Raw genomic sequence first — 23,461 nt, forward strand, 5'->3', positions numbered from 1 at the left:
ACACGACGTGGGAGGCGGGCGGATGACCACACAGGACGGCGGGCCGATCAGGGTGCTGATCGTGGACGACGACGCGATGGTGCGGGCCGGGCTGGCGATGATCCTCGGCGGCGCGGGCGACATCGAGATCGTCGCGGAGGCGGGCGACGGGGCCGAGGTGCCGCCCCTGGTGGCCGCGTACCGTCCTGACGTGGTGCTGATGGACATCCGCATGCCCGGCATCGACGGGCTCACCGCCACCGAGACGCTGCGCCGTGCCTCGGAGCCGCCCGAGGTGGTGGTGCTGACCACGTTCCACGCCGACGCGCAGGTGCTGCGGGCGTTGCGGGCGGGGGCGGCCGGGTTCCTGCTGAAGGACATCGCGCCCGGCGACCTGGTGGCGGCGATCAGGAGGGTGGCCTCGGGCGAGCCGATCCTGTCGCCGCCGGTGACCCGGCAGCTCATCGCGCACGTGTCCGACGGCGGGGCCGACGAGCGCGGCGAGCGAGCCAGGAAGCTGCTCGGCCGCCTCAGCGAACGCGAGCGGGAGGTGGCCACGGCCGTCGGCAAGGGCAGGTCGAACGCCGAGATCGGGCGCGAGCTGTTCATGAGCGTGCCCACGGTCAAGGCGCACGTCTCGCGGATCCTCACCAAGCTCGACCTGAACAACCGGGTCCAGGTGGCGCTGCTGGTCTACGACGCGGGCTCGTAGCCGGCCAGCAGGCGTTCGATGGTGGCCCGGTGCAGCACCAGGTCGTCGGGGTCGTCGGGCATGGGCTGCTCGCCGAAGTGGATGCGCCGCCGCCAGACCCTGGCCATGATGACGCCGTGGCGGAGCGCGGCGTACAGCTCGTGGAAGTCCAGGTCGCGGGGCTCGTGGCCGGTCAGCTCCCGATAGGTGCGGCAGACGTCGTCGCGGCGCATGAAACCGGGCAGGCCGGGCAGGCCCGCGTCCTCCGTGAGGTCCTGGAAGAAGCGGTGCAGGAAGATCATCCAGGAGAGGTCCAGCTCGCGCGGCCCGACGGCGGCCATCTCCCAGTCGAGCACCGCGACCGGGGCGAAGTCCCTGAACATCATGTTGCCGATCCGGGCGTCGCCCCAGGTGAGCACGTCGGGGCCGGGGTCGTCCGGCCAGATCGCCTCCAGTCGGGCGAACGCCCGTTCCAGCAGCGGGATGCGGTGCCCGCCGTGCGCCCACTCGTAGTAGGCCCGCTGGGCGTCGACGTGGGCGCGCAGCCCGGCGGGGCCGAAGGGGGCCAGTTCCCCGGGCGTGAACGCGGTCTGGTGCAGCGCGGCCAGGACCCGTACGCTCGCGTCCTGCAGCCTGCGCCGGTCGGCGGGGGACGCGTCGTGCAGCCACCCCCCGAACGTGTACGGCATCACGTCCGCGGGGACGTCCCCCTCGGCGCGCTCCATGACGAGGAACGGCGTGCCGAGCGGCTCGGGGTCGGGCTCGTACCAGAGGGCGCGGGGCGCTGGGATCCCAGCTTTTTCCCTGGCCAGGCGCATCACCTCGAACTGGGCCCCCAGGTCGTACGCCGGGAAGACCGGAACCGCCCCGGGCGCAGGTGCGAGCCTGGCTACGCAGCGCGTAACGTCTCCGTCCCAGGAGGCGGTGAAGAACAGGGTCTCGCTCGACAGCCCGTTCTCCGACGGCCTGGACATCTCCGACACCGCGGCGCTCGCGCCCACCTGGGAGCGCAGCCAGGCGGTGGCGCGTTCCCGCAGTTCCGCGAGGTCACGGGTGGAGGTGCGCAGTTGCTCGGTCATGACCGGCCTCCCGGGTGGACATGAGCCCTTTGACAGTCGTATACCGCCTAGCAAGCGCTTGTCCATATACGGGTGGCCGTTACGGTCAGGTACGCAACAGCCGTACCCTTGTCTGAAAGGGCATGTCGCGAAGGGACAAGTGGGATGAGTTCAGCGGGTGAGGGCCTGGCTCGCCCGCTTCCCGAGCAGGTGCGGCTCAACGTCGTCGACCTGGCGTCTCAGGTTCTCGGCGCGGTGCCCGCTGCGTCCGTGCCGCCGCCGCTGCGGGGCATCGCCAAGTTCGACCCCCGCAAACGGGCCAAGCTGGGCGGGGCCCCCATCGCGGCGCAACTGGAGAACGACAAGAAGTTCCGCGAGCTGGTCGCCGAGTCCGTGGCGGCCGGCTGGCCCGAGCTGGTCGCCTCGCTGGCCGAGGGCAACGTCCCCCCGGCCGCCGACCCGGTGCTCGTGGCCGCGGCAGCCTACCTCACCAGGCCGCCGGGCTGGGCGGAGATGATCGAGGCGGCCCGTACCGATCTGGAGCAGACGGCCGTGGCGGCCGAGAGCTCCGAGCGCGAGGAGGCCGTGGCGCGGCTGCGCGAGCAGCTCACCGCGCAGAAGAGCGCGGCCAAGGAGGAGACCGACCGGCTGCGCGAGCAGATCAAGGCGGCCCGCGCGGAAAACTCCGATCTGCGCCGCAAGCTGCACGACGCCCGCGAGCGGGCCAAGTCGGCGGTGCGGCGGGCCGAGGAGATGGAGCACGCGGCCGACGAGGCAAGGTCGGCCGCCACCGCCGCGGGCAGCGGCGCGGAGTCCGAGCTGCGGCGGTTGCGCGAGCGGCTGGCCGACGTGGAGAAGCAGCTCGAAGCCTCGCGCCGGGCCGCCCGCGAGGGCCGGAGCATCGAGGACGCCCGCATCCGCGTGCTGCTCGACGCGCTGCAGGACGCCTCGGCCGGGCTGCGCCGCGAGCTGGCCCTGCCCACCACGATCAGCCGGCCCGCCGACTCGGTCGCGGCGGTCACCGGTGAGCGCCCCGGGGTACGCGGGGTGCCCGCGCGAGCCCTGGCCGACGACGACCCCCAGCTCCTCGACCAGCTCCTCGCGCTGCCGCAGGTGCATCTGATCATAGACGGTTACAACGTCACCAAGACCGGCTACGGCACACTCACCCTCGCCGACCAGCGCACCCGGCTCATGAACGCGCTCGGCGGGCTGGTGGCGCAGACCCGGGTCGAGGTGACCGTGGTGTTCGACGGCGCGGAGCTGAACGCCCCCGTTCAGGTGGTGGCGCCGCGCGGGGTGCGGGTGCTGTTCAGCGCGCCGGGGGAGATCGCCGACGACGTCATCCGCCAGCTCGTACGCGCCGAGCCGCCAGGCCGGGCCATCGCCGTGGTGTCGTCCGACCGGGAGGTGGCCGAGTCGGTCAGGCGGATGGGCGCCAGACCCGTTCCGTCTGGCTTGCTGCTGCGTCGGCTGAGCCGCGCATAAGTTATGAATTGCCGGGTTTGGGCGATGCCTCACCCGTCCCTTCTGTACTATTTCGCCCCAGGTGGAATCCCTGGGAGGCGACGCTGTGAGGTTCGGCGGGGTACCGGTGGCCGCGGGGCTCGCGTTCGGGCTGGTGCTGACTCCTCTCGGAGCGGCCGTCGCTGACCCCGAGCCCACGCTCGCCCAGGCCAAGGCCAAGCTCGACAAGCTCAACGACCAGGCCGACAAGGTCGTCGACCGGTACAACACCGCGAACGAGCGCTACAAGAAGGCCAAGACCACCTACACCAAGCTGAACGACGGCTACAAGCGCAAGCTGGCGACCGTCGCGGACCTGCGCGCGCAGGTGGTCGGCATGGCCGTCGACAGCTACCAGCTCGGCGAGGACGTCACCTCCTGGCCCGGCATCGTCGGCTCGGAGAACCCCGCGGGGATGCTGGCGGGGCTGGCGGTGGCCGGGCAGCTCGCGCGGGAACGGGCCCAGAAGCTGGCCGTGTTCGACCGGGAGAACCGCGGGCTCAAGGGCGAGCGGGACAAGGCCGAGGCCGCGCTGAAGGACGCCGACAAGGAACGGGACTCCGTCCAGGAGGAACGCTCCGAGGTGCAGAAGCTGATCACCCAGCAGAAGAAGCTGCTGAAGAAGCTGGGGGCGTACAACCCCGGAAACCCGGACAGCGTCGGCATCAAGTACACGGGGCCCGCCTCGGGGAACGCGGCCGCGGTGCTGCGGTTCGCGTACGCGCAGGTGGGCAAGCCGTACATCTACGGCGGCACGGGGCCCAGGGGGTACGACTGCTCCGGGCTGACGCAGGCGTCCTGGGCGGCGGCGGGCGTGTCGTTGCCGCGTACGACGTGGCAGCAGTGGGCGTGGGGGGCGAACCGCAAGGTGGACCTCGACGACCTGCAGCCGGGGGATCTCATCTTCAGCGAGGGGCTGGGGCACGTCAGCATCTACGCCGGCAACGGGGACATCGTCCACGCGCCGCAGACGGGCGACGTCGTCAAGGTCGTCAAGCTTTCCGCGTACGGCCGCAACCTGGTCGGCGCCATCCGCCCCTGACCCGGGCGAGGTCATCGTTCGGCCGGCACCTTCTCGGCGGGCCTGAGGAAGAAGATGCCGAGGGCCAGGATCAGGATGAAGGGGATGTCGGTCAGGAACTTGCTCCAGTAGCGGTCCAGGTCCGTGGCCGCCTGCGCGACCATGAGCAGGGCGTGGGCCAGGTTGGCCCACATCGTGAAGGACAGGAACGACCTGTGGGCAACCGGGTTCCTGGCCGCCGCCAGGAGGAACACGGCCCACACGATGTAGATCGCGAACAGCATGGGCGGCACGTGGGCCTGCTCGTGGCCGGAGCTGACGTCGTTCCAGATCGTCCAGTTCAGCGGGCCACCGGTCTCCGCCAGCAGGGGTGTCCGCACCATGAACCCGATGAAGAGCGGTACGAAGATCACGAGCGACAGCACGCCGTAAACGCGTAGGAACACGGCGAGGGCGCGCGGCCTTCTGTCTTGGTTGTGGTCGTCCATGTCGAGCCTCTCTCGCAGCCGTTGCATGGTCGGACACTACAACTCTCTAGTTGGAAAAGACAACTATGAAGATGGATTCAAGGACTGTCGCTGGTAGGGTAGGAGCATGGCGGGCAAGCGGAGTTACGGCGATGGATGCGCGATCGCGCACGCTCTCGAGCTCGTGGGAGAGCGCTGGGCGCTGCTGGTCGTGCGGGAGCTGATCCTCGGGCCCAAACGTTTCACGGACCTGCGCGCCGGTCTGCCGGGGATCAGCGCGGACATCCTGACCCAGCGCCTGCGCGAGCTTACGGACGCCGGCATCGTGCGGCGCCGCAAGCTCTCCCCGCCCGCCGGCTCCTGGATCTACGAACTGACCGATTGGGGCGCCGAACTGGAGCCCATCGTCACCGACCTCGCCCGCTGGAGCAGCCGCTCCCCCTCGCTGCCACACGGTGCCCCGCTCAGCGCCGATTCCGCCGCCCTGTCGCTGAAGGCCCTGTTCGCGCCCGCTGTCGGCGAAGCGCTCCACCTCGCCGTTGGCCTGCGGCTCGGCGAGCACCATTTCCTGCTGCGGGTGGACCGTGACCGCCTCCACCTGGCCCGCGTCGACTCCGGCCTGCCACAGGCGGACCTGGTCATCGAGACCAGCCCGCAGACCCTGGCCGCCGTGCTCGGCCGCGCCCGCACTCTCGACGACGTCCTCACCCGGGGTGACCTCACCCTGGCCGGACCGCGGGCCACCGCGGAACGCTTTCTACGCCTCTTCGCGCCCCCGGAGCCGATCGCCGAAATGTCGGCGCGTCAAGGGTAGGGGGTGGGCGTGCGGCTGGACGCTCGTGCGTGAGTCGCTCGTGCGCGGCGCTGACTTCCGGCTTCCCGCTCGGTCCTCGTCACCGGCTGTCCCCGGCGGAGGCGCTTCGACTTCGCTACTATCCACCATAGTAGCTATGTTGATCTCCGGGGCAGGACCGGGCTTTCTTCAGGCCATTTGGGTATGGCGACGGATCGTAGAGTGTGGCGATATTTCGCGAAATGTGTGGTGATGGCGGACCGGTGGGCGGCCGTTCGAGGGTGTTCGCGGAATCGGCGTCGGTGTGACGGATGTGACGAAAGGGATGTCTGGGACCTGACAATCTTGGACGTGTCCAAGTGTGAGCAGGGTCACATTCTGGTAACGAAGCTTGGGGTTCCAGCAGGGGTTTCAGCTCTGACATCACCCTCTGTCTGATCTTTACAGCCCGGTGTGCGCTTTGCCGATCCTTGAACCTTCGGCGTAGCTTCTGGCGTCGTCGCGGTGCACAAGCCATGTCCCCCGCGAACCGGCATCGGTCCTCCCGATGTGAGACAGACAAAGATCCGCCGGTCGCCCCCGATACCCCTCGAGGAGCAGCACCCTCATCGGGCGGCGACCTGCCGAATCCGTGCAGTCATGAGGCACGGAGCCGGGGACCCAGCGATCCCGTTTCTTCCCGAGGGATCAGGGGTGAGTCGGCGCGCGAGTCGCGCCGTAGGGCTACTTCCAGGCCCGAATCCGTCAGCTAACCCGGTAGGCGTTCGTGGAAGACGCGAGGAGAAATCCTGTCCACCTCCCTGCAGAACCCCCGCCTGTCCCGCTTCGCCCTGAGCGGCGTAGCACTCACGATGACCGTGACGGCCGGAGGTCTTGTCCTCCATGCCCCCACGGCTCAGGCGACGACGACGAGCGACTCGGCCGGAACGACGGCGACGGTGGCCACCACCGCCGGCGCCTCGAAGACGGCCACGGCTGCCCGGCAACGGGCCGCCAAGGTCGCCCGGCAACAGGCGAAGGCCCGCAAGGCCGTCGCCGCGGCCAAGGACCAGATCGGTGACCCGTATCGGTACGGGGGCACAGGGCCTGGTTCGTTTGACTGCTCCGGCCTCGTCCTGTTCGCCTGGAAGAAGGCCGGCGTCAAGCTCCCGCGCGTGGCGAGCAGCCAGTTCGCCCGCATCAGGAACAAGATCTCCTGGCGCAACCTCAAGCCAGGTGACCTGCTGTTCTTCAGCGGGCTCGGCCACGTGGGCATGTACGTCGGCAAGGGCAAGATGATCCATTCACCACGGACGGGTGAACGGGTACGCATCGACAAGCTGGACGGATGGCGCAAGTCGTCTTTCGTCGGCGCGGTCCGTCCCGGCATGTGAAGAAGCCCCGCCCGGATTCCCCCCGATCCGGGCGGGGCTCTCGCCTGTCCCCACGGGCGGCCGCGAATCCGCCCCCGCAGCACGCGGCTGCGGCGGCTGCCAGGCGGTGGAGGCGGTGACCTGGAGGTGGCCACGAATCCGCGCAAGCGCACGTGGCGGCTGCCAAGCGGCAGCCGCGAACTCCCCCAAGCGCACGTGGCGGTTGCCAAGCGGTAGCCGTGAATCCGCCCGAGCGCACGTGGTGGTTGCCAAGCGGTAGCCGTGAATCCGCCCGAGCGCACGTGGTGGTTGCCAAGCGGCGGCCGTGAGTCCGCGCAAGCGCACGTGGTGGTTGCCGGGCGGTGGCCGTGGATTCGCGCAAGCGCGGGCACGAGTGCCGGGCGGCTACGATCGGCCCCGTGTCCGAGCAGGTGAGCCGACGAGCCGTGGTGGCCGTCCTCCTGCTCCTGGTTCCGGGCGCGGCACCGCTTCCCGATCCCTCTGCCCTGCCCCCGGAGATGCGCGACCTGTGGCCCGGCCGCACGGTCGTCAGCCGGGGCAGGCACTCCGTGGTGGCCGGGCATGACTCTGCCGGGCGTGACTCCGGCGGGCATGAGCCCGCCGGGCACGACGCCGCCGGGCTCGCTGATCTGGCCCGGAGGGCGGATGCGGCCGGGCTCCGTGTCTCCGCCGTCCTGGGCGGGCGGGTACGACCGCTCGTCGTCGTTCCGGCGTCCGCCCGCGAGGCCGCCGCGCTGGCCGGAGTGGACCGGCTCGACGGCCTGGCCGCCGTGGCCGACCGTGGGCGCGTGATCGTCGTCCCCGAACTCTTCGCCACCCTCAACCCCACCGGCAAGGACATCGTCCTGACCCACGAGCTGACCCACGTCGTGGCCGGGACCGAGGGCCTGCCGGTCTGGCTCTACGAGGGGTTCGCGGACTACGTGGCCTACCGCGACGCCGGGTTGCCCGTCGCCACGGCGGCGGCCGAACTGGCGGCCGAGGCGCGGGCCGGGCGCCTGCCGAGCGCTTTGCCCGGACCTGCGGCTTTCGCGGCGGACGGGTCCGACCCGGTCCGGCTCGCGCGTGCGTACCAGGAGGCTTGGCTGGCGTGTCGCTTCTTCGCTGACCGGTTCGGTGAGGGGACCCTGGTGAGGCTCTACCGTGCGGCCCAGCGGGCGGGCGTCGATCGGGCGCTCGCCTCACTGGGCCTCTCCGTCGCCACGCTGACGGCGCGGTGGCGCGAGTACGTGCGGGATCAGCTCGTGTGAAGGGGAGGCAGATGAGCGAACGGCGAGATGAGGAAGACGCGCCGCACGACACCGGCAGGCCGGAAGCGGAGACGCCGGTGACGGGCGCGCGAGAGGCGGAGACGTCGGCGGCCGGGACGCGCGAACGCGACGTGCCGGACGGAGAGATGGCCGCCGTAGGGGTGAGCGCCGCACACTCTGACGGTGCCGCACACTCTGACGGTGCCGCACACTCTGACGGTGCCGCACACTCTGACGGTGCCGCACACTCTGACGGTGCCGCACACTCCGACGGCGACGCGCACTCAGGCGCGGACGGGCGTTCGGGGTCGGACGCGGACCTGGGAGGCGAGCGGCACGCGTGGGGTGAGTCCCGCTCGGGGCCGGAGCCCGGCGGCGACGCGGCGGCCTCCGGCGGCGCGGGAGGGACGGGGGAGGCGGCCGTGGCGGCGTCAGGGAACGGCGCGCTGCGACGGCAGGCCGGGATCGCGCTGGCGCTGCTCGCCCTCGTGATCGTGGCCGTGGCCGCGTTCAGCACCCCCTGGCACGTGCTGACCGGCGGCCCGCCCGATCCGGCGCGCGACTTCAGCGCCGCCCAGATCGCCAGGTCGCAGGCGTTCGACGCGGCCACGAGCCTGCCGAGCTACCTCTCGCTGGCGCTCACGATCATCTTCGCGGCGGTCCTGGTGGCCACCCCGTTCGGGGCCAAGGTGCTGGGCCGCCTCAAAGGCCCCTGGTGGGTGCGGACGATCCTCGGCGTCGTGGTGCTCACGGCGATCGTGGAGCTGTTCAGGTGGCCGCTCGGCATCTGGTTCGAGACGATCCTGCGCGACTACGGCCTGTCCACCCAGGACTGGGGGAGCTGGACCGGGGACCGGCTGAAGAGCCTGGGCGTGGAGACGTTCCTGCTGTGCGTGATGCTGCTGGCCCTGGTGGCGCTGGCCCGCAGGTTCAGGCGGTGGTGGATCCCCGCGGGGGTGGGCGCGTTCGCGCTGGCGGTGCTGGCGTCGTTCGTGTATCCGGTGGTGTTCGAGCCGCTGTTCAACGACTTCACCCCGATGGCGCAGGGCCCGCTGCGGACGAACCTGCTCCAGATGGCCGAGCGCGACCGGGTGCCGGTCGAGGACGTCCTGGTCGCCGACGCCTCACGCAGGACGACGGCGCTCAACGCGTACGTGTCGGGCTTCGGCGCCACCCGCCGCATCGTCGTCTACGACACGCTGCTCCAGGCCCCGCAGCCGGAGGTGGAGCTGGTCGTGGCGCACGAGCTGGCCCACGCCAAATACAACGACGTGCTCTACGGCACGCTCATCGGCGGTCTGGGCGCCGGTCTGGGGGCGATCGTCCTGTTCCTGGTGTTCGATCCGCTGCGGCGTCGCGTCGGCGTCGCGTCGATCGGCGATCCGCGCGCGGTGGGCGTGGTCATGGGGCTGATGACCATCGGCTCGCTGATCATGGGACCGGCCCAGAACGTGATCAGCCGCCACATCGAGGCCAGGGCCGACCTGCACGCGCTCGATCTCACCGGGGACCCGGCGACGTTCATCGCCATGCAGAAACGCCTGGCGGTCACAAATATTTCGGATCTGTCGCCGGATGCGGTGGAATATGTGCTCTATGCCTCCCATCCTCCAGGTCCCGAGCGCATCGCCATGGCCCGCGCGTGGGCCAAGCTGAACGGCGTCCCCGTACCGTGACCGATCCCGTGACCGCCCCCGTGGGCGGCGTGCTCTTCGTGACCAACGACTTCCCGCCCAGGCCGGGCGGGATCCAGTCGTTCGTGCACGGGCTCGCGCTGCGCACGCCGGGCGTCACGGTCTACGCCCCCGCCTGGCCGGGCAGCGCGGAGTTCGACCGGCGGCAGCCGTACCGGATCGTGCGGCATCCCCGCAGGCTCATGCTGCCGACACCGGCCGTCGCGCGTACGGCGGCCGGGTTGGTGGCCGGGTACGGCGTGCACACGGTCGTGTTCGGCGCCGCCGCGCCGCTCGGGCTGCTGGCCCCCCGCCTGCGTCGGGCGGGGGCGCGGCGGGTGGTGATGCTCACCCACGGCCACGAGGCGTCGTGGGCGAGCGCGCCGGGCTTCCGCTCGGTGCTGCGCAGGATCGGCGCGCACGCCGACGTGGTGACGTACCTGGGGGAGTACACGCGCCAGCGGCTGGCCGCCGTCATCCCGGCGGCCAAGCTCGTACGGCTCGCGCCCGGCGTGGACGTCGAGCAGTTCCACCCCGGCGCGGCCAAGGCCGAGCTGGGCCTGCCGGGGCGGCCGGTGGTCGTGTGCGTGTCGCGCCTGGTGCCGCGCAAGGGCCAGGACCAGCTCATCAGGGCCTGGCCCCAGGTGCTGCGCTCGGTGCCGGACGCGGTGCTGCTGCTGGTGGGCGGGGGGCCGTACCGGAAGGCGCTGGAGCGGCTGGCGGCCGGGCACGAGTCGGTCAGGTTCACCGGGACGGTGCCGGCGTCCGGCCTGCCCGGCTACTACGCGGCGGCGGACGTGTTCGCCATGCCGTGCCGTACCCGGTTGAAGGGGGTGGACGTGGAGGGGCTCGGGATCGTGTTCCTGGAGGCGTCCGCCAGCGGGCTGCCGGTGGTGGCGGGCGCGTCCGGTGGCGCTCCCGACGCGGTGCGGCCCGGCGAGACCGGCCTCGTCGTGGACGGGGCGGACGCGGGGGAGGTGGCGCAGGCCGTCGTCGAGCTGCTCACCGACCCCGACAAGGCGCGCAAGATGGGCGCGCGGGGCCGCGACTGGGTGACCGGCGAATGGGCGTGGGACCAGGTGGCCGCCCGCTTCGGAGGCCTCCTCCGTCCGCCGGACCACTAGCCGGGACCGGCGGACGGAGAAGGCCGCCGGGTCACCCCTTGGTCGAGCCGAGCGTGAGCCCGGCCACGAACTGCTTGTGCAGGAGCTGGAAGACGATCAGCGTCGGCAGCGCCACCAGCACCGACCCGGCCGCCAGCAGGTTGAAGTCGGTGAAGAACTGGCCGCGCAGGTTGTTCAGCGCCGAGGTGACGGGCAGCTTGTCGCCCGACGACATCAGCACCAGCGCCCACAGGAAGTCGTTGTACATCCAGGTGAACTGCAGCGTCGACAGCGCCGCCAGCACCGGTCGGCACAGCGGCAGCGTCAGGCGCCAGTACCGCTTCCACACCCCAGCCCCGTCCACCAGGGCCGCCTCGGTGATCTCCTCGGGGATCGTGCGCATGAAGTTCGCCATCACGAAGACGCAGAAGCCGAACTGGAACGCCACGTGGATGAGGATCAGCCCCAGGTAGGAGTCGTAGAGCGACTGCGAGTCCGACAGCCAGGCGGGCAGCGGGACGAGCGTGTAGAGGGTGTAGAGCGGGGTGATGAGGACCTGCGGCGGCAGCAGGTTGCCCGCCGTGAACACGATCAGCAGCGCCCTGCGGCCGGGGATGCGCAGCCGGGCGATCGCGAAGGCCGTGAACGAGGCCAGGAAGAGCGTCACCGCCACCCCGGGGACCACCACGATCAACGTGTTGAGGTAGTAGCGGGGCAACTCGGCCTGCGTCCACGCCTGGCCGTAGTAGTCGAGCGTGAGGTGCTCGGGCAGCGAGAAGTAGCCAAGGCGGGCGGTCTCCTCGTACGGCCGCAGCGAGGCGTACACGGCGAGGACGAGCGGCAGCAGCCACCCCAGCCCCACCAGCGCGAGGAAGACGTGCAGCAGGATCCGCAGCGGACGGACCGGCCGGCGCGCGGGCGCGCGGGCCGCCTGCTGGGCCGGGGGAGCGGGGGCGGTCAGCGTCATCGCTCCTCCTTGAACAACTGCGACAGGTACGTGACGATGAACCCCAGCGAGATCGCCAGCAGGATCACCGCGATCGCCGAGCCGAACCCGATCCGGCTGGCCTCGCCCACGATGTTCTCGGTGACCAGCACCGACAGCAGCTCAAGCCCGTTCCTGCCCTTGTTGACGGCGTAGACGACGTCGAACGCCCGCAGCGCCTCGATCACCGTGATGACCAGCACGATCACGTTGACCGGCCGCAGCGTCGGGAACACCACCCGGAAGAACGCCTGCCGCTCGCTCGCCCCGTCGATGGCCGCGGCCTCCTTCAGCGCCGGGTCGACCGCCTTCAGCCCGGCCAGGTAGATGATCATGACGTAGCCCACGTGCCGCCAGGCCGCCGCGACCATGATCACCCAGATGTTGATCGAACGGTCTCCGAGCCAGTCCACGTTCAGCCCGGTCACCGCGTTCAGCACGCCGTAGTCGGAGGAGTAGACGAGTTGCGCGATGAAGCCCACCACGGCCAGCGACAGCACGACCGGCATGTACAGGGCGCTCTGGTAGACCCGCGACAGCCGCAGCCGCCGGTCCAGCAGCACCGCGCAGAACAGCCCGAACGGCGTGGCGACCAGCCCCAGGAAGGCCAGCCACAACACGTTGTTGCGGACCGCCGACCAGAACGGCGGATACTCGGCCGCCAGGTCGTGGTAGTTCTGGCCGCCCACCCACTCGATGGGCCCGATGCCGTTCCAGTCGGTGCCCGACAGCCCGATGGAGGCCAGCGTGGGCCCCCAGATCAGGCCCACGTTGACGATGACGGCCACCCCCAGCCCGATGACCAGCACGGTCAGATCCCGGGCGGAGTAGCGACGGGTCTTGACGGCCATCAGCGGAAGATGTTCGCCTTCTGCTGCTCGATGCCGGCCAGCAGCGGGTCTATCTCGTCGGGTTCGCCGACGAACGCCTGCAGCGACGGGATCATCACGGTCGAGGCGAAGTCGGGCCGCGTGTCGCGGTCGAGGAACTGCGCGATGTGCGTGGCCTTCGACACCAGCTCCGCGCCGCGCTTCTGCAGGGAGCTGTAGCCGGAGGTGTCGGCCTTGGAGCTGGCGGCCAGCGTGCCGGGGTCGAGGCCGGTGGCGACGTTCTGGGCGGACGCCTGGGCGAAGTGCTTGAGCAGGGCCTTGGCGCCGGCCACGTTCCTGGCCTTGGCGGAGATCATGTAGCCGTCGATGGGGGCGTCGATCGAGTCGGTCCCGTACGCGGGGTTGATCTCGGGGAAGGTGAAGAAGTCGAGGTCGTCGCGGTCGGCCTCGGGGATCTGCTGGGCGACGAACATCCCGAGCAGGTACATCCCGGTCTTCTTCTGCGCGAGCGACTGCGCGGCCTCCTGCCACGTACGTCCCAGCGCGGCCGGCTGGTGGAACTCCATCAGCCCCCGCCAGGTGTCGAACACCTGCCTGACCCGAGGGTCCGTCCACGACTCCTTGCCGCCCATGAGGGAGACGTGGAAGTCGTAGCCGTTCGTGCGCAGGTTGAGGATGTCGAACGTGCCCATCGCCGGCCAGCCGTCCTTGTCGGCGAACGCGATCGGGATCAGGCCGTCGGCCTTCATCCTCCTGGCCAGCGCGGTGAACTCGTCCAGCGTGGCCGGGGGCTCGTACCCCTTGTCCCGCCACAGGCTCTTGCGGTAGAAGACCGCCCACGGGTAGTAGGTGAACGGCACGAAGTACTGCTTGCCGTCGACGCCGGTCGACTGGTCCTTGAACGCCTGCGTGTAGTCGCCGCCGATCTCCTGCCACACGTCCGAGATGTCCACGGCGAGCCCCTGCTCGGCGAAGAACTGCATCCGGTAACCGGCGAACCAGGTGAACACGTCGTCGGGCGTGCCCCTGAGATAGCGGTTGATGTTCTCCTGGAACGTGTTGTGGTCGACCGTGTTGATCCGGGTCGCGGCCTGCGTGAAGCTCTTGACCACGGTGTCGAGGGACTTCTTCGGGATCTCGTCGGAGGCGTTCGAGCCGATCGTGACCGTGCCCAGGGCGCCTGGGCCCGTGCCGGACGGCCCTGGGGCGGGGGCGCCGCCGGAGCCGCACCCGACGAGGGCGGCGGGGACGCCGAACGCGGCGGCTCCGAGCAGGAGATTTCGGCGGGAGATCGGCGGCTGTCGGTCCATGGTGGGTTCCTCCTTGCCGGATCCTGCACATTCCCCCGAGTTCGCTCATCTTCCTTCATCGAAAAGCCAACATTTCGGACTGTCAACGCCCGGTTTCCTGACGACGGCGGGAAGGCGGCAGCGTCGCCTCCGTTCACGGCGCGGAACGGGACGTGTCCAAACCTGTTGGGATGTGGGGTGTTGCGAGGCGCGGGCGCGACCGGCCGGGCGCTCTACTATCGTGGCTAGTAGAGCGCCGCGCCGCTAGTGGCCCTCGTACAGCTCGTCGATCTCCTTGGCGAAGTCGCGCATGATGAGGCTCCGCTTGACCTTGAGCGTGGGCGTGAGGTGCCCGCTCTCCTCCGTGATGTCCCCGCCGAGTATCGTGAACTTCTTGATCTGCTCGGGATGCGACACCGTCAGGTTCGCCCGGTCCACCGCCGCCTGGATCTGCGCCCGCACCGCGGGGTCGTCGCGCAGCCCGTCGATCGTCGACCCGGCGGGCACCGCCTCCGGGTCGAGCGTGATCAGCGCCGCGACGTACGGCTTCCCGTCGCCCACGACCATCGCCTGCGAGATCAGCGGGTGGGCGCGCAGCGCGTCTTCGAGCGGACCGGGCGCGACGTTCTTGCCCGCCGCCGTGACCAGGAGCTCCTTCTTGCGTCCCGTGATCCACAGGTAGCCGTCGGCGTCGAGCTTGCCGACGTCGCCCGTGTGGAACCAGCCGTCGGGGTCGATCACCTCGTCGGTGGCCTCGTCGTTGTTCCAGTAGCCGGGGAAGATGTTGCGGCCCTTGGCCAGGATCTCCCCGTCGTCGCCGATGCGCAGCGTGACCCCAGGCAGCGGCTTGCCCACGGTGCCGATCTTGTTGCCGCCCGGCATGTTGACCGAGAGCGGGGCCGAGGTCTCGGTCAGGCCGTAGCCCTCGAAGACCTCGATGCCCACACCGCGGAAGAAGTGGCCGAGCCGGTCGCCCAGCGCCGAGCCGCCGGACACCGCCGCCGAGAGCCGGCCGCCGGTGGCCGCGCGCAGCTTGGCGTAGACCAGCTTGTCGAACACCGCGCGCCGCAGCCGCAGCCCGAGCGGCGCGCCGCCCGCGCTCTCGGCCTTGCTCCAGGCCACCGCCACGTCGACCGCGCTGGCGAAGATCTTGCCCTTGCCGCCCGCGATGGCCTTCTGCTCGGCGGCGTTGTAGACCTTCTCGAACACGCGCGGCACGCCCAGCAGGAACGTCGGCTTGAAGTCCTGCAGGTCGGGGGCGACGTTCTTCATGTTCGGGGTGTGCGCGATGACCGCGCCCGCCTCGACCAGCACCACCTGGATCATCCGCGCGAAGCTGTGCGCCAGCGGCAGGAACAGCAGCGCGGCCGGCTCCTTGCCCGCGAACAGCGGCTCCAGCGGGCCGCGCAGCACGTTGAGCGCGGTGAACAGCAGGTTGTCGTGGGTGAGGCGGCAGCCCTTCGGGCGGCCCGTGGTGCCGGAGGTGTAGACGATCGTGGCCAGGTCGGCGGAGCCGACGCTCTTCCTGCGCTCGTCGAGGTCGGAGTCGGTGACGTCGCCGCTCTCCGGCGTGGCGTCGACCCGCCAGACCGGCGCCAGCTCGGGCGCCGCCTCCCTGAGGGCCTCCTCGTGCCCGTCCAGCTCGACGAACGCCGCCTTGGCCTCGCTGTCGCCCAGGATCCACCTGATCTGCTCGACCGAGGAGGTCTCGTAGATCGGCACGGTGACCCCGCCGACGGCCCAGATGGCGTAGTCGACCAGCGTCCACTCGTAGCGGGTGCGCGACATCAGGGCGACCCGGTCGCCGTGCCCGACGCCCGCCGCGATCAGCCCCTTGGCCACCGCGGCCACCTGGTCGCGGAACTCGGCCGCGGTCACGATCGGCCAGCCGGAGCCGACCTTGCGGCGCATCACGATCGCCCCGGGCTCCTGCTCGGCCCGCCGGAAGACGGTGTCGGCCAGACCGGCCGAGGCGGGGACGTCTACCAGGACGGGGACGCTGTACTCGCGCACGAAACCAACTCCTCTGCGGAGACCTCAACTCCCCTGCGGGGACCGCCTGGACGCTACCGTTTCGGGTTACCAGCCGGTAGCCCCGTCATTGAGGCGTTATGAAGGGCATTCAACACGCTAGCAGCCGAGTGCCCGCCCTGCGGCGCACGACGAGCCCCGCACCATGAGCCGCGCACAAGTGCGCTCAGGGAACGGTGCGCCTAGGATCTGACCATGAGGGTCCATGTCGTCAGCGACGTCCACGGCCGGGCCGACGCGCTGGCCAGGGCCGGTGACGGGGCCGACGCGCTGATCTGCCTGGGCGACCTGATCCTGTTCGTCGACTACGACGACCACTCGCAGGGCATCTTCGCCGACCTGTTCGGCGCGGAGCGGGCCGACGAGTTCATCGCCCTGCGCACGGCCAAGCGCTTCGACGAGGCCAGGGCCATGTCCGCGGGGCTGTGGGCCACGCTCGACGGCGACCCGCGCGAGCACATCGAGCGCAACGTGCGCGCCCAGTACGCCACCCTCTTCGCCGCCATGCCCACCCCGGCCTACCTCACGTACGGCAACGTGGACCTGCCGCGCCTGTGGGGCGACTACGTCCGGCCCGGCCACCACGTGCTCGACGGCGAGGTGGCGGAGATCGGGGGCCTGCGGTTCGGGTTCGTGGGCGGCGGGCTCAAGACCGCCTACCGCACGCCCCACGAGCTCGGCGACGAGGAGTACGCCGCCAAGGTCGAGGCCGTCGGCGAGGTCGACGTGCTGTGCTGCCACATCCCGCCCGCCCTGCCCGAGCTGCTCTACGACGTGGTGGCCAGGCGGTTCGAGCGCGGCAGCGAGGCCACGCTGGCGGCCATCAGGCGCACCCAGCCGCGCTACGCCCTGTTCGGCCACGTGCACAACCCGCTGCACCCGCGGGTGCGCGTGGGCCGTACCGAGTGCGTGAACGTGGGCCACTTCCGCGGTAGGGGTGTGCCGTACGTGCTGGAGTGGTGAGTCGGCCCAGCGCGCGGGCGTGATCGGCCCATGATCGGCCTCATGATCGGCCCGTGTGCGCGTCCGCCGCGATCGGCGGTTTGTGCACTAACGTGGTCGCATGGCTGATCGCACCACTTCGAGCACCACCGTCGGCGCCGGTCGCGCCGACGTGATGGCGGTCATCGCGGACTTCCCCTCCTACCCGGAATGGGCCGGGCAGGTCAAGCACGCCGAGGTCCTCACCACCGGCCCCGACGGCAGGCCGCGGAACGTTCGCTTCGTGCTGGACGCCGGCCCGATCAGCGACACCTACACCCTCGGCTACACGTGGCAGGGCGACGAAGGCGTGAGCTGGCAGGCGGTCGAGCCCGGGAAGATGATCTCCGACCTCCGGGGGAGTTACCGGCTGGCCGACGCGGGCAGTGGCACCGACGTGACGTACGAGCTGGCGGTCGATCTCAGCGTGCCCATGATCGGCCTGATCAGGCGCAAGGCCGAGAAGGTGATCGTGGACACCGCGCTCAAGGGCCTCAAGAAGCGCGTCGAAGGCCGCTGAGTTGAGCCCGCGGGTCCTGCTCTTCACCGGAAAGGGCGGCGTCGGCAAGACCACGGCCGCCGCCGCGACCGCCACGCTGGCCGCCCGCCGTGGCCTCAAGACGCTCATCGTCTCCACCGACACCGCCCACTCGCTGGCCGACGCGCTCGCGGCCGGGCCCGGCGAGATCGCCCCCGGCCTGCACCTGCACCAGGTCGACACGCAGAAGTCGCTCGAGCGCCACTGGGGCGAGCTGCAGGACTACGCCAGGGGCGTGCTGGCCGAGCTGGGCCTCGACCAGATCACCTCCGAGGAGATCACGGTCCTGCCGGGCGCCGAGGAGGTCATCGCCCTGCTGGAGCTGCGCGAGCACGCCCGCGAGGGCCGCTGGGACGTGATCGTCGTCGACTGCGCGCCCACCGCCGAGACGCTGCGGCTGCTGGCGCTGCCCGAGGCGCTCGACTGGCACGTCAACCGGCTCATGCCGGTCGGCCGCAAGGTCATGCGGCTGGTCGCGCCGTTCGTACGGGGCGTCGCCCACGTCAGCGCCCCCGGCGAGACCGTGATGAACGCGGCCGAACGCCTCCACCGCGGCCTCATGGAGGTGCGCGAGCTACTCACCGGCGACCACGCCTCCGTACGGCTCGTGCTCACCCCCGAGTCGGTGGTGCTCGCCGAGGCCAGACGCACCCTGACCTCGCTCAACCTGTACGGCTACCGCGTCGACGCCGTCATCGCCAACCGGGTCTTCCCCGAGGGCGGCGCCGACGAGTGGCGGGCCCAGTGGGTGGCGGCGCAGTCGCGGCTGCTGGCCGAGGCGGAGCAGTCGTTCGCGCCGCTGCCCGTGCACGTCGTCCCCTACCTGCCCGCCGAGCCGGTCGGCGAGCGGGTGCTGTCCGAGGTGGGCGCCGCGATGTACGCCGGATCCGACCCGTTCGCCCCCCACTCCGTCGAGCCGCCGCTGCGGATGAGCGCCGACGAGCTGACGCTCAGCCTGCCCGGCGCCGACCGCGACGACGTCGACCTGGCCCGCAAGAGCGACGAGCTGATCGTCACCGCCGGGCCCTACCGCAGGATCCTGGCGCTGCCCGCGGCGCTGGCGAGAAGGAAGATCAGCGGAGCCGCGCTCCGCGACGGCGTGCTCCGCGTCACATGGTCCGCCGAGGGAGCGAATCCGCGACCAGATGAGTTGAATGGATGAGCGACCACGAGCAGGGAGGGCCAGAAATGAGCGAGCACGACAGAGACGCCAACAGAGATCCCGGGAGAGATCCCATCGGCACGGTGGCCGACGAGGCGCGCAAGTTGTTCGAGTCGATCCAGGGGCGGGCCACCCGCCAGGTCGGCAAGAGCGTGTTCAACTCCTTCACCGGCGGCGGCGCCCGCAAGGAGCGGGACGTGTGGGAGGAGGCCGTGTCCGAGCCCCACGACGAGTACATCTGCCGCGCCTGCCCGGTCTGCCGGGCGATCGCGGCGCAGCGCGAGTCGGGCGGCGACGTCACCGGTCACCTGATGGCGGCGGGCGGAGAGCTGTTCGCCGCCTTCCGCGGCGCGCTCGACGCGCTGAGCAAGCCCGCCCCCCGCAGGCCGGGTGACGGCGGCGGCCGTGACAACAACCGCGACAACGACCGCCGTGACGACCGGAGTGACGACCGGCGTCACGACGTGGAACACATAGATCTCGGATAGGGAGACACGGGGCATGCTCACGATCGGTGTCGACATCGGCGGGACGAAGGTGGCCGCCGGTGTGGTCGACGACCAGGGAGAGATCGTCGAACACACGCTGCGGCCCACCGCCGCCGACCGCCCCGACGTGGTGGCGGAGACGGTGGTCGACGTCGTTCGCGAGCTGTCCGAGGGCCGGGAGATCGAGGCCGTGGGCGTGGGCGCGGCCGGGTTCGTGGACGAGACCCGGTCCGTGGTGCGCTTCGCCCCCAACCTCGCCTGGCGCGACGAGCCGCTGCAGAAGAAGATCAGCGACCTGGTCGGCCTGCCGGTCGTGATCGAGAACGACGCCAACGCCATGGCCTGGGGCGAGACCAGGTTCGGCGCGGGCAGGGGCCAGTCCCACGTCGTCTGCGTGACGCTCGGCACCGGCATCGGCGGCGGGCTGGTCATCGACGGCGCGCTCTACCGGGGCCGCTGGGGCATGGGCGCCGAGCTGGGCCACATGCAGGTCCTGCCAGGCGGACGTCTGTGCGGGTGCGGCAACGTCGGCTGCTGGGAGCAGTACGCCAGCGGCCAGGCCCTGGTCAAGGACGCCAGGGAGATCGCCGAGGCCGAGCCGGAGCGGGCCCGTACGCTGCTCGGGCTGGCCGGCGGCAAGATCGAGGGCGAGGAGGTCACCGAGGCCGCCCGGCTGGGCGACGACGCCTCGCTGGCCGCCTTCCGCAGCCTGGCCGACTGGCTCGGGCAGGGCATGGCCGACCTGGCCGCCCTCCTCGACCCCGGCTGCTTCATCGTCGGCGGCGGCGTCTCCCGCGCCGCCGACCTGTTCATCGACCGGGCCAGGCAGGTCTTCGCCGAGCGGATCACCGGCCACGGGCACCGCCCGCTGGCCGAGATCAGGCTCGCGGAGCTGGGCGCCTCGGCCGGGGTCGTGGGCGCCGCCGACCTGGCCAGGCTGCGCTAGCGCCGCGCGCGTACGGCCGGGGCACACGTGACGATCAGGGTCGCCACCTACAACCTGCACGGGCTGCGCGACGACCGTGCCGCACTCGCCAGGGTCGTCGCCGCGCTGGACGCCGACGTGCTGTGCGTGCAGGAGGCGCCCAGGTTCGTCCGCTGGCGGGCCCGGCGCGCGGCCCTGGCCGCCCCGGCCGGGCTCGCGGTGGCGACCCCCGGCCGGGTGGGGGGTGTGGCCGTGCTCGTCGGGCGGCGCGTACGCGTGCTGCACGCCGAGAGCCACGCCCTGCGGACCTTCGTCGGGCTGGAGCGGCGCGGGCTGGCCGTGGCCGTCGTCCAGGTCAAGGGGGCGATGCTGGCGATCGGCTCGCTCCACCTCGACCTGCACGACCCGGCCAGGCTGCACCACGCCGCCGAGGCGGTGGCGCTGATGGAGACCGCGGCGGGTCGCCATGGCGCGCAGATCGTGCTCGCCGGCGACGTCAACGAGCAGGCGCACCAACCGGCCTGGCGCTACCTGGCCGGACGGCTGGCCGACTGCTACGCCGTGGCGCCGAAGGGCGACGGCCTGACCTTCCCCGCCGCGAGCCCGTCCGTACGCATCGACGGGGTCTTCGCCGCGCGCGGGACGCGGGTCGTGTCGTGCGGGGTCGTGGACGCCGCCATGCCCGATCTCGCCGGAGCCAGCGACCATCTGCCGGTCGTCGCCGAGTTGCGAGTTGGGCACTAGCGGGCAAGATCGGCGCACGAGCCCGTAGCATTTCCTCATGACCCGTCGCTCTCAGCGGCGTGCGCTCTCTCTGATCTTGGCGACGTTCGTGGCCTTGACGCAGGCCACGCCCACCGCGCATGCCGAGCCCCGCCCCGCCGCCGAGGCGTGGCAGCAGTCGACCAGCGTGCGCCTCCAGGCCGACGGCTCGCTGTCCGACGTGCTCGCGATCACGCCGAACGACGTGTGGGCGGTGGGTCAGCAGGAGATCTGGGACGTCTGGAAGAACCGCGGCACCATCCGCCACTGGAACGGCAGCAAGTGGGCCGAGGTCGGCGTGCGCGACGGCACGGCCGCGGGCAACCTGCGCGGGCTGGCCGCCGCCTCGCCCTCCGACGTCTGGGTGGTCGGCGACGGGCACGACGGGCTGCCTTACCTCGTGCACGGCGACACGGCCGGGTTCGACCGGGTCAGGCCGCAGGGCATGCGGGCCGGAGACTGGCTGGGCGGCATCGACGCCAAGCCTGGCCGGGTCGTGGCCGTCGGCAGCCGCGAGAAGAACGGGCTCATCCTCACCGGCCAGGGCAGCACCTGGACCGTGCAGGAGACCAAGGAGGAGGGCGCGCTCTACGCGGTGTCAGGCGGGTTCGCCGTCGGCGACACCGGCACCGAGCCGCTGATCGTCCACTACTCCGGCGGGTCGTGGAAGTCGATGCCGCTGCCTTCCATCCCCGGCGGCTACCTGCGCGACGTGCAGGTCGACAGCTCCAAGCGGGCGGTGGCCGTGGGCGGCGTCTACCGCGGGCCCGGCGAGACCTCGCCGCTGGCGCTGGTCTGGAACGGCAAGCGCTGGCGCGAGCTGCCGCTGCCCGGCTCGTCCGAGGCCAGGGTCTACGGGGTGACCGGCGACGGCAAGGGGCGCTACTGGATGACCGGCTACGACCCCGCGCGGGCCGCCGAGCCGTTCATGGCGCGCTGCGAGAAGAACCGGTGCGAGATCATCAGGGGCGGCGCCAGGCCGGGCAGGAGCAGCGTGCGACTGCAGGCCGTGACGTATCTGGCGGGCAAGGGCACGGTGTGGGCGGTCGGGCACGCGGTCGACGCCGCCGACCGCTACACCGACGTGGTGGAGTCGTTCGCGCCCAAGACCACCACGGAGAAGTCGTAGCCGCCGGCGCCGACGAGAGCCCGGCGGGCTCGGGGAAGAGCCCCGGCCCGCGGACGGATGCCGGGTGTCAGAGGACGGCGCCGTCGTCCCAGCCCGAGTCGTTGGGCGGCCCGTCGCCCATGCGCACCACCAGCGCCACGAACCCCCCGATGAACGCCGCCACCGCCGTGAACAGCGCCCACCCCTCCATCTGCCAGTTCGCCATCGCCGCCACCAGCAGGTAGGCGGGGCCGCCGAACAGCGCCACCCACGCCAGCTTGGTCGGCAGGTCGAGCTTGGGCAGCGGCGGCGGGGCAGGGGGCACGAAGTGACCCTCGTCCTCGTCGTCGCCCTCGTCTCCCGGATCGTCGTCGGCGTCGGCGTCGGAGTTGTCGGCGGAGTTGTCGGCGGCGGCGAGATCCTCCTCCGGGGGCTTGACCACCCGGCGGGTCGGCTCGACCGGGAGATTTTCGCTGTCCGGCCATGGCTGGTCGGCCGAGTCGCGCTCGGCTGTGTCGTTGAAGGACGCGACGATCTGCCGCCAGACCTCGTCCTCGTCACTCTGGGGCGTCACCTAGATGGGCCTCTCCGCAGCGATCGCGACTTCCCCCTGGGTGCGATCAGTCCCTCTGCAAGGGTACCGAGGCATGTGTCCGGATGAAGTCGAGGCTCCCGGCAAAGATCCTGTCGGCATCGTTGTCCAGCGTCGCAACATGGTAGCTATCGGTAAGCTCCTCGATCGTGGCCTGCGGGACCTTCGCGCGGAGGATGGCGACACTCGTCGGTTTCACCACATGGTCCTGCGTGCTGTGGAAGACCAGCAGCGGCTGTGTCACCTTCGCCAGGTCGGCCTGCACCAGCGACCACAGCCCCGGCAGCGAGGCCGCGGCCTTGACCGGGGTGCGGGTGTAGGCCAGCTCGATCACGCCGGGCTTCTTGACGTCGCCGGCGACCCCCGGCACCGAGGGCACGAACCACTTGAGCAGCGGGGCCAGCCTCAGCAGCGGCACGTCGTTCGCGATCGACGGGTTGACCACCATCACGCCCCTGATCGCGCTCCCGTGCACCTCGGCCAGCCGCAGCGCCAGGCAGCCGCCCAGCGACAGCCCCGCCACGAACACCTCCGCGCACCGGCCCTGGAGGTCGGCGAACGCCTTCTCCACCTCGGCGTACCAGTCTTCCCAGCGCGTCCGGTTCATCTCCTGCCACCTGGTGCCGTGTCCGGGCTGACGGGGCAGCGAAACGCTGATCCCGTGCCCGGCCAGATACTCACCCCACGGCCGCAGCGACTGCGGCGTGCCGGTGAACCCGTGACACAGCAGCACGCCGATCTGGCCTGCTTCGTGGTGGTAGGGCTCCGCGCCTGGCATGAGCGGCATAACAGCTCCTCCGTGCCGTTTCATTCCGGTAATTTCCTCCGGAACGGCCTGATCGTCGCACGTTCCAGG

At 71.1% G+C, this 23,461-nt stretch carries 23 protein-coding genes and 1 riboswitch; of the genes, 15 read left to right on the forward strand and 8 right to left on the reverse strand.

Translation table 11 applies throughout. The features are described from left to right. The first annotated feature begins 22 nt into the window (after positions 1-22). Positions 23-691 carry a response regulator gene (locus ACZ6S0_RS07505; RefSeq protein ID WP_465914354.1) on the forward strand — a complete coding sequence of 223 codons (669 nt, stop codon included), beginning with the start codon at positions 23-25 and terminating at the stop codon, positions 689-691. Here the strand turns inward: ACZ6S0_RS07505 and ACZ6S0_RS07510 are convergent. After that, positions 673-1,749, reverse strand: coding sequence for a phosphotransferase family protein (locus tag ACZ6S0_RS07510; RefSeq protein WP_465914355.1), 1,077 nt, complete (start codon positions 1,747-1,749; stop codon positions 673-675). The genes ACZ6S0_RS07505 and ACZ6S0_RS07510 overlap by 19 nt on opposite strands. A 144-nt stretch (positions 1,750-1,893) precedes the next feature. On the opposite strand from ACZ6S0_RS07510, the gene ACZ6S0_RS07515 reads away from it, so the two are divergent. Beyond that, entirely contained in the window at positions 1,894-3,216 is a 1,323-nt protein-coding gene (locus ACZ6S0_RS07515; RefSeq protein ID WP_465914356.1) for an NYN domain-containing protein, read from the forward strand. 85 nt (positions 3,217-3,301) lie between these two features. Further along, positions 3,302-4,276 (forward strand): C40 family peptidase, encoded by a 975-nt coding sequence (locus ACZ6S0_RS07520; RefSeq protein WP_465914357.1) that lies wholly within the window; start codon positions 3,302-3,304, stop codon positions 4,274-4,276. 11 nt (positions 4,277-4,287) lie between these two features. Here ACZ6S0_RS07520 and ACZ6S0_RS07525 read toward each other — a convergent pair whose 3' ends face one another. Next, the gene (locus ACZ6S0_RS07525; protein ID WP_465914358.1) at positions 4,288-4,770 is read right to left on the reverse strand and encodes a DUF6632 domain-containing protein; all 483 of its coding nucleotides are present in this window, start codon (positions 4,768-4,770) and stop codon (positions 4,288-4,290) included. 79 nt (positions 4,771-4,849) lie between these two features. Here ACZ6S0_RS07525 and ACZ6S0_RS07530 point away from each other — a divergent pair, with 79 nt between their 5' ends. From ACZ6S0_RS07530 to ACZ6S0_RS07550, 5 genes are all read left to right on the forward strand, one after another. Continuing rightward, on the forward strand, positions 4,850-5,536 hold the full coding sequence (locus tag ACZ6S0_RS07530; protein WP_465914359.1) for a winged helix-turn-helix transcriptional regulator: 687 nt from the start codon (positions 4,850-4,852) through the stop codon (positions 5,534-5,536). Between the two features lie 590 nt (positions 5,537-6,126). Beyond that, positions 6,127-6,293, forward strand: a riboswitch (cyclic di-AMP (ydaO/yuaA leader). Between the two features lie 160 nt (positions 6,294-6,453). Further along, positions 6,454-6,888 (forward strand): C40 family peptidase, encoded by a 435-nt coding sequence (locus ACZ6S0_RS07535; protein WP_465914360.1) that lies wholly within the window; start codon positions 6,454-6,456, stop codon positions 6,886-6,888. Between the two features lie 398 nt (positions 6,889-7,286). Next, positions 7,287-8,138, forward strand: coding sequence for a gluzincin family metallopeptidase (locus ACZ6S0_RS07540; protein ID WP_465914361.1), 852 nt, complete (start codon positions 7,287-7,289; stop codon positions 8,136-8,138). A gap of 422 nt (positions 8,139-8,560) precedes the next feature. Continuing rightward, positions 8,561-9,814: a M48 family metallopeptidase gene (locus ACZ6S0_RS07545; RefSeq protein WP_465914362.1), complete on the forward strand. Its 1,254-nt coding sequence runs from the start codon at positions 8,561-8,563 to the stop codon at positions 9,812-9,814. Between the two features lie 20 nt (positions 9,815-9,834). Beyond that, a complete protein-coding gene (locus ACZ6S0_RS07550; RefSeq protein WP_465915220.1) occupies positions 9,835-10,935 on the forward strand; it encodes a glycosyltransferase family 4 protein in 1,101 nt (366 codons plus the stop codon). 31 nt (positions 10,936-10,966) lie between these two features. Here the strand turns inward: ACZ6S0_RS07550 and ACZ6S0_RS07555 are convergent, their stop codons facing one another. The 4 genes from ACZ6S0_RS07555 to ACZ6S0_RS07570 all read right to left on the reverse strand — a co-directional run bounded on the left by ACZ6S0_RS07555 (position 10,967) and on the right by ACZ6S0_RS07570 (position 16,031). After that, the gene (locus ACZ6S0_RS07555; RefSeq protein WP_465914363.1) at positions 10,967-11,881 is read right to left on the reverse strand and encodes a carbohydrate ABC transporter permease; all 915 of its coding nucleotides are present in this window, start codon (positions 11,879-11,881) and stop codon (positions 10,967-10,969) included. Next, the gene (locus tag ACZ6S0_RS07560; protein ID WP_344877133.1) at positions 11,878-12,750 is read right to left on the reverse strand and encodes a carbohydrate ABC transporter permease; all 873 of its coding nucleotides are present in this window, start codon (positions 12,748-12,750) and stop codon (positions 11,878-11,880) included. Before ACZ6S0_RS07560 ends, ACZ6S0_RS07555 begins: the two co-directional genes overlap by 4 nt. Next, positions 12,750-14,039: an ABC transporter substrate-binding protein gene (locus tag ACZ6S0_RS07565; protein WP_465914364.1), complete on the reverse strand. Its 1,290-nt coding sequence runs from the start codon at positions 14,037-14,039 to the stop codon at positions 12,750-12,752. The genes ACZ6S0_RS07560 and ACZ6S0_RS07565 overlap by 1 nt, the downstream gene beginning before the upstream one ends. A 243-nt stretch (positions 14,040-14,282) precedes the next feature. Next, positions 14,283-16,031, reverse strand: coding sequence for an AMP-dependent synthetase/ligase (locus ACZ6S0_RS07570; protein WP_465914365.1), 1,749 nt, complete (start codon positions 16,029-16,031; stop codon positions 14,283-14,285). Between the two features lie 213 nt (positions 16,032-16,244). Between ACZ6S0_RS07570 and ACZ6S0_RS07575 the strand changes: the two genes are divergently transcribed. The 7 genes from ACZ6S0_RS07575 to ACZ6S0_RS07605 all read left to right on the forward strand — a co-directional run bounded on the left by ACZ6S0_RS07575 (position 16,245) and on the right by ACZ6S0_RS07605 (position 22,034). Then, positions 16,245-17,012 carry a metallophosphoesterase family protein gene (locus ACZ6S0_RS07575; RefSeq protein WP_465914366.1) on the forward strand — a complete coding sequence of 256 codons (768 nt, stop codon included), beginning with the start codon at positions 16,245-16,247 and terminating at the stop codon, positions 17,010-17,012. Positions 17,013-17,112: 100 nt separating this feature from the next. After that, positions 17,113-17,550 carry an SRPBCC family protein gene (locus ACZ6S0_RS07580; RefSeq protein ID WP_465914367.1) on the forward strand — a complete coding sequence of 146 codons (438 nt, stop codon included), beginning with the start codon at positions 17,113-17,115 and terminating at the stop codon, positions 17,548-17,550. 1 nt (position 17,551) lies between these two features. Continuing rightward, the gene (locus ACZ6S0_RS07585; protein ID WP_465914368.1) at positions 17,552-18,730 is read left to right on the forward strand and encodes an ArsA family ATPase; all 1,179 of its coding nucleotides are present in this window, start codon (positions 17,552-17,554) and stop codon (positions 18,728-18,730) included. 26 nt (positions 18,731-18,756) lie between these two features. Next, complete coding sequence (locus tag ACZ6S0_RS07590; RefSeq protein ID WP_465914369.1) at positions 18,757-19,218, forward strand: DUF5304 family protein; 462 nt, start codon at positions 18,757-18,759, stop codon at positions 19,216-19,218. A 13-nt stretch (positions 19,219-19,231) separates the two neighbouring features. Then, positions 19,232-20,164, forward strand: a complete 933-nt coding sequence (locus ACZ6S0_RS07595; RefSeq protein WP_344877119.1) for an ROK family glucokinase — start codon at positions 19,232-19,234, stop codon at positions 20,162-20,164. A gap of 27 nt (positions 20,165-20,191) precedes the next feature. Next, positions 20,192-20,887, forward strand: a complete 696-nt coding sequence (locus ACZ6S0_RS07600) for an endonuclease/exonuclease/phosphatase family protein (RefSeq protein ID WP_465914370.1) — start codon at positions 20,192-20,194, stop codon at positions 20,885-20,887. 37 nt (positions 20,888-20,924) lie between these two features. Beyond that, complete coding sequence (locus tag ACZ6S0_RS07605) at positions 20,925-22,034, forward strand: hypothetical protein (RefSeq protein WP_465914371.1); 1,110 nt, start codon at positions 20,925-20,927, stop codon at positions 22,032-22,034. A 67-nt stretch (positions 22,035-22,101) separates the two neighbouring features. On the opposite strand, the gene ACZ6S0_RS07610 is transcribed toward ACZ6S0_RS07605, so the two are convergent. After that, on the reverse strand, positions 22,102-22,587 hold the full coding sequence (locus ACZ6S0_RS07610) for a hypothetical protein (protein ID WP_465914372.1): 486 nt from the start codon (positions 22,585-22,587) through the stop codon (positions 22,102-22,104). A gap of 46 nt (positions 22,588-22,633) precedes the next feature. Beyond that, entirely contained in the window at positions 22,634-23,392 is a 759-nt protein-coding gene (locus ACZ6S0_RS07615) for an alpha/beta hydrolase (protein WP_344877111.1), read from the reverse strand. Positions 23,393-23,461: the final 69 nt, after the last annotated feature.

This window comes from Nonomuraea sp. NPDC051298 (genome assembly GCF_055586305.1).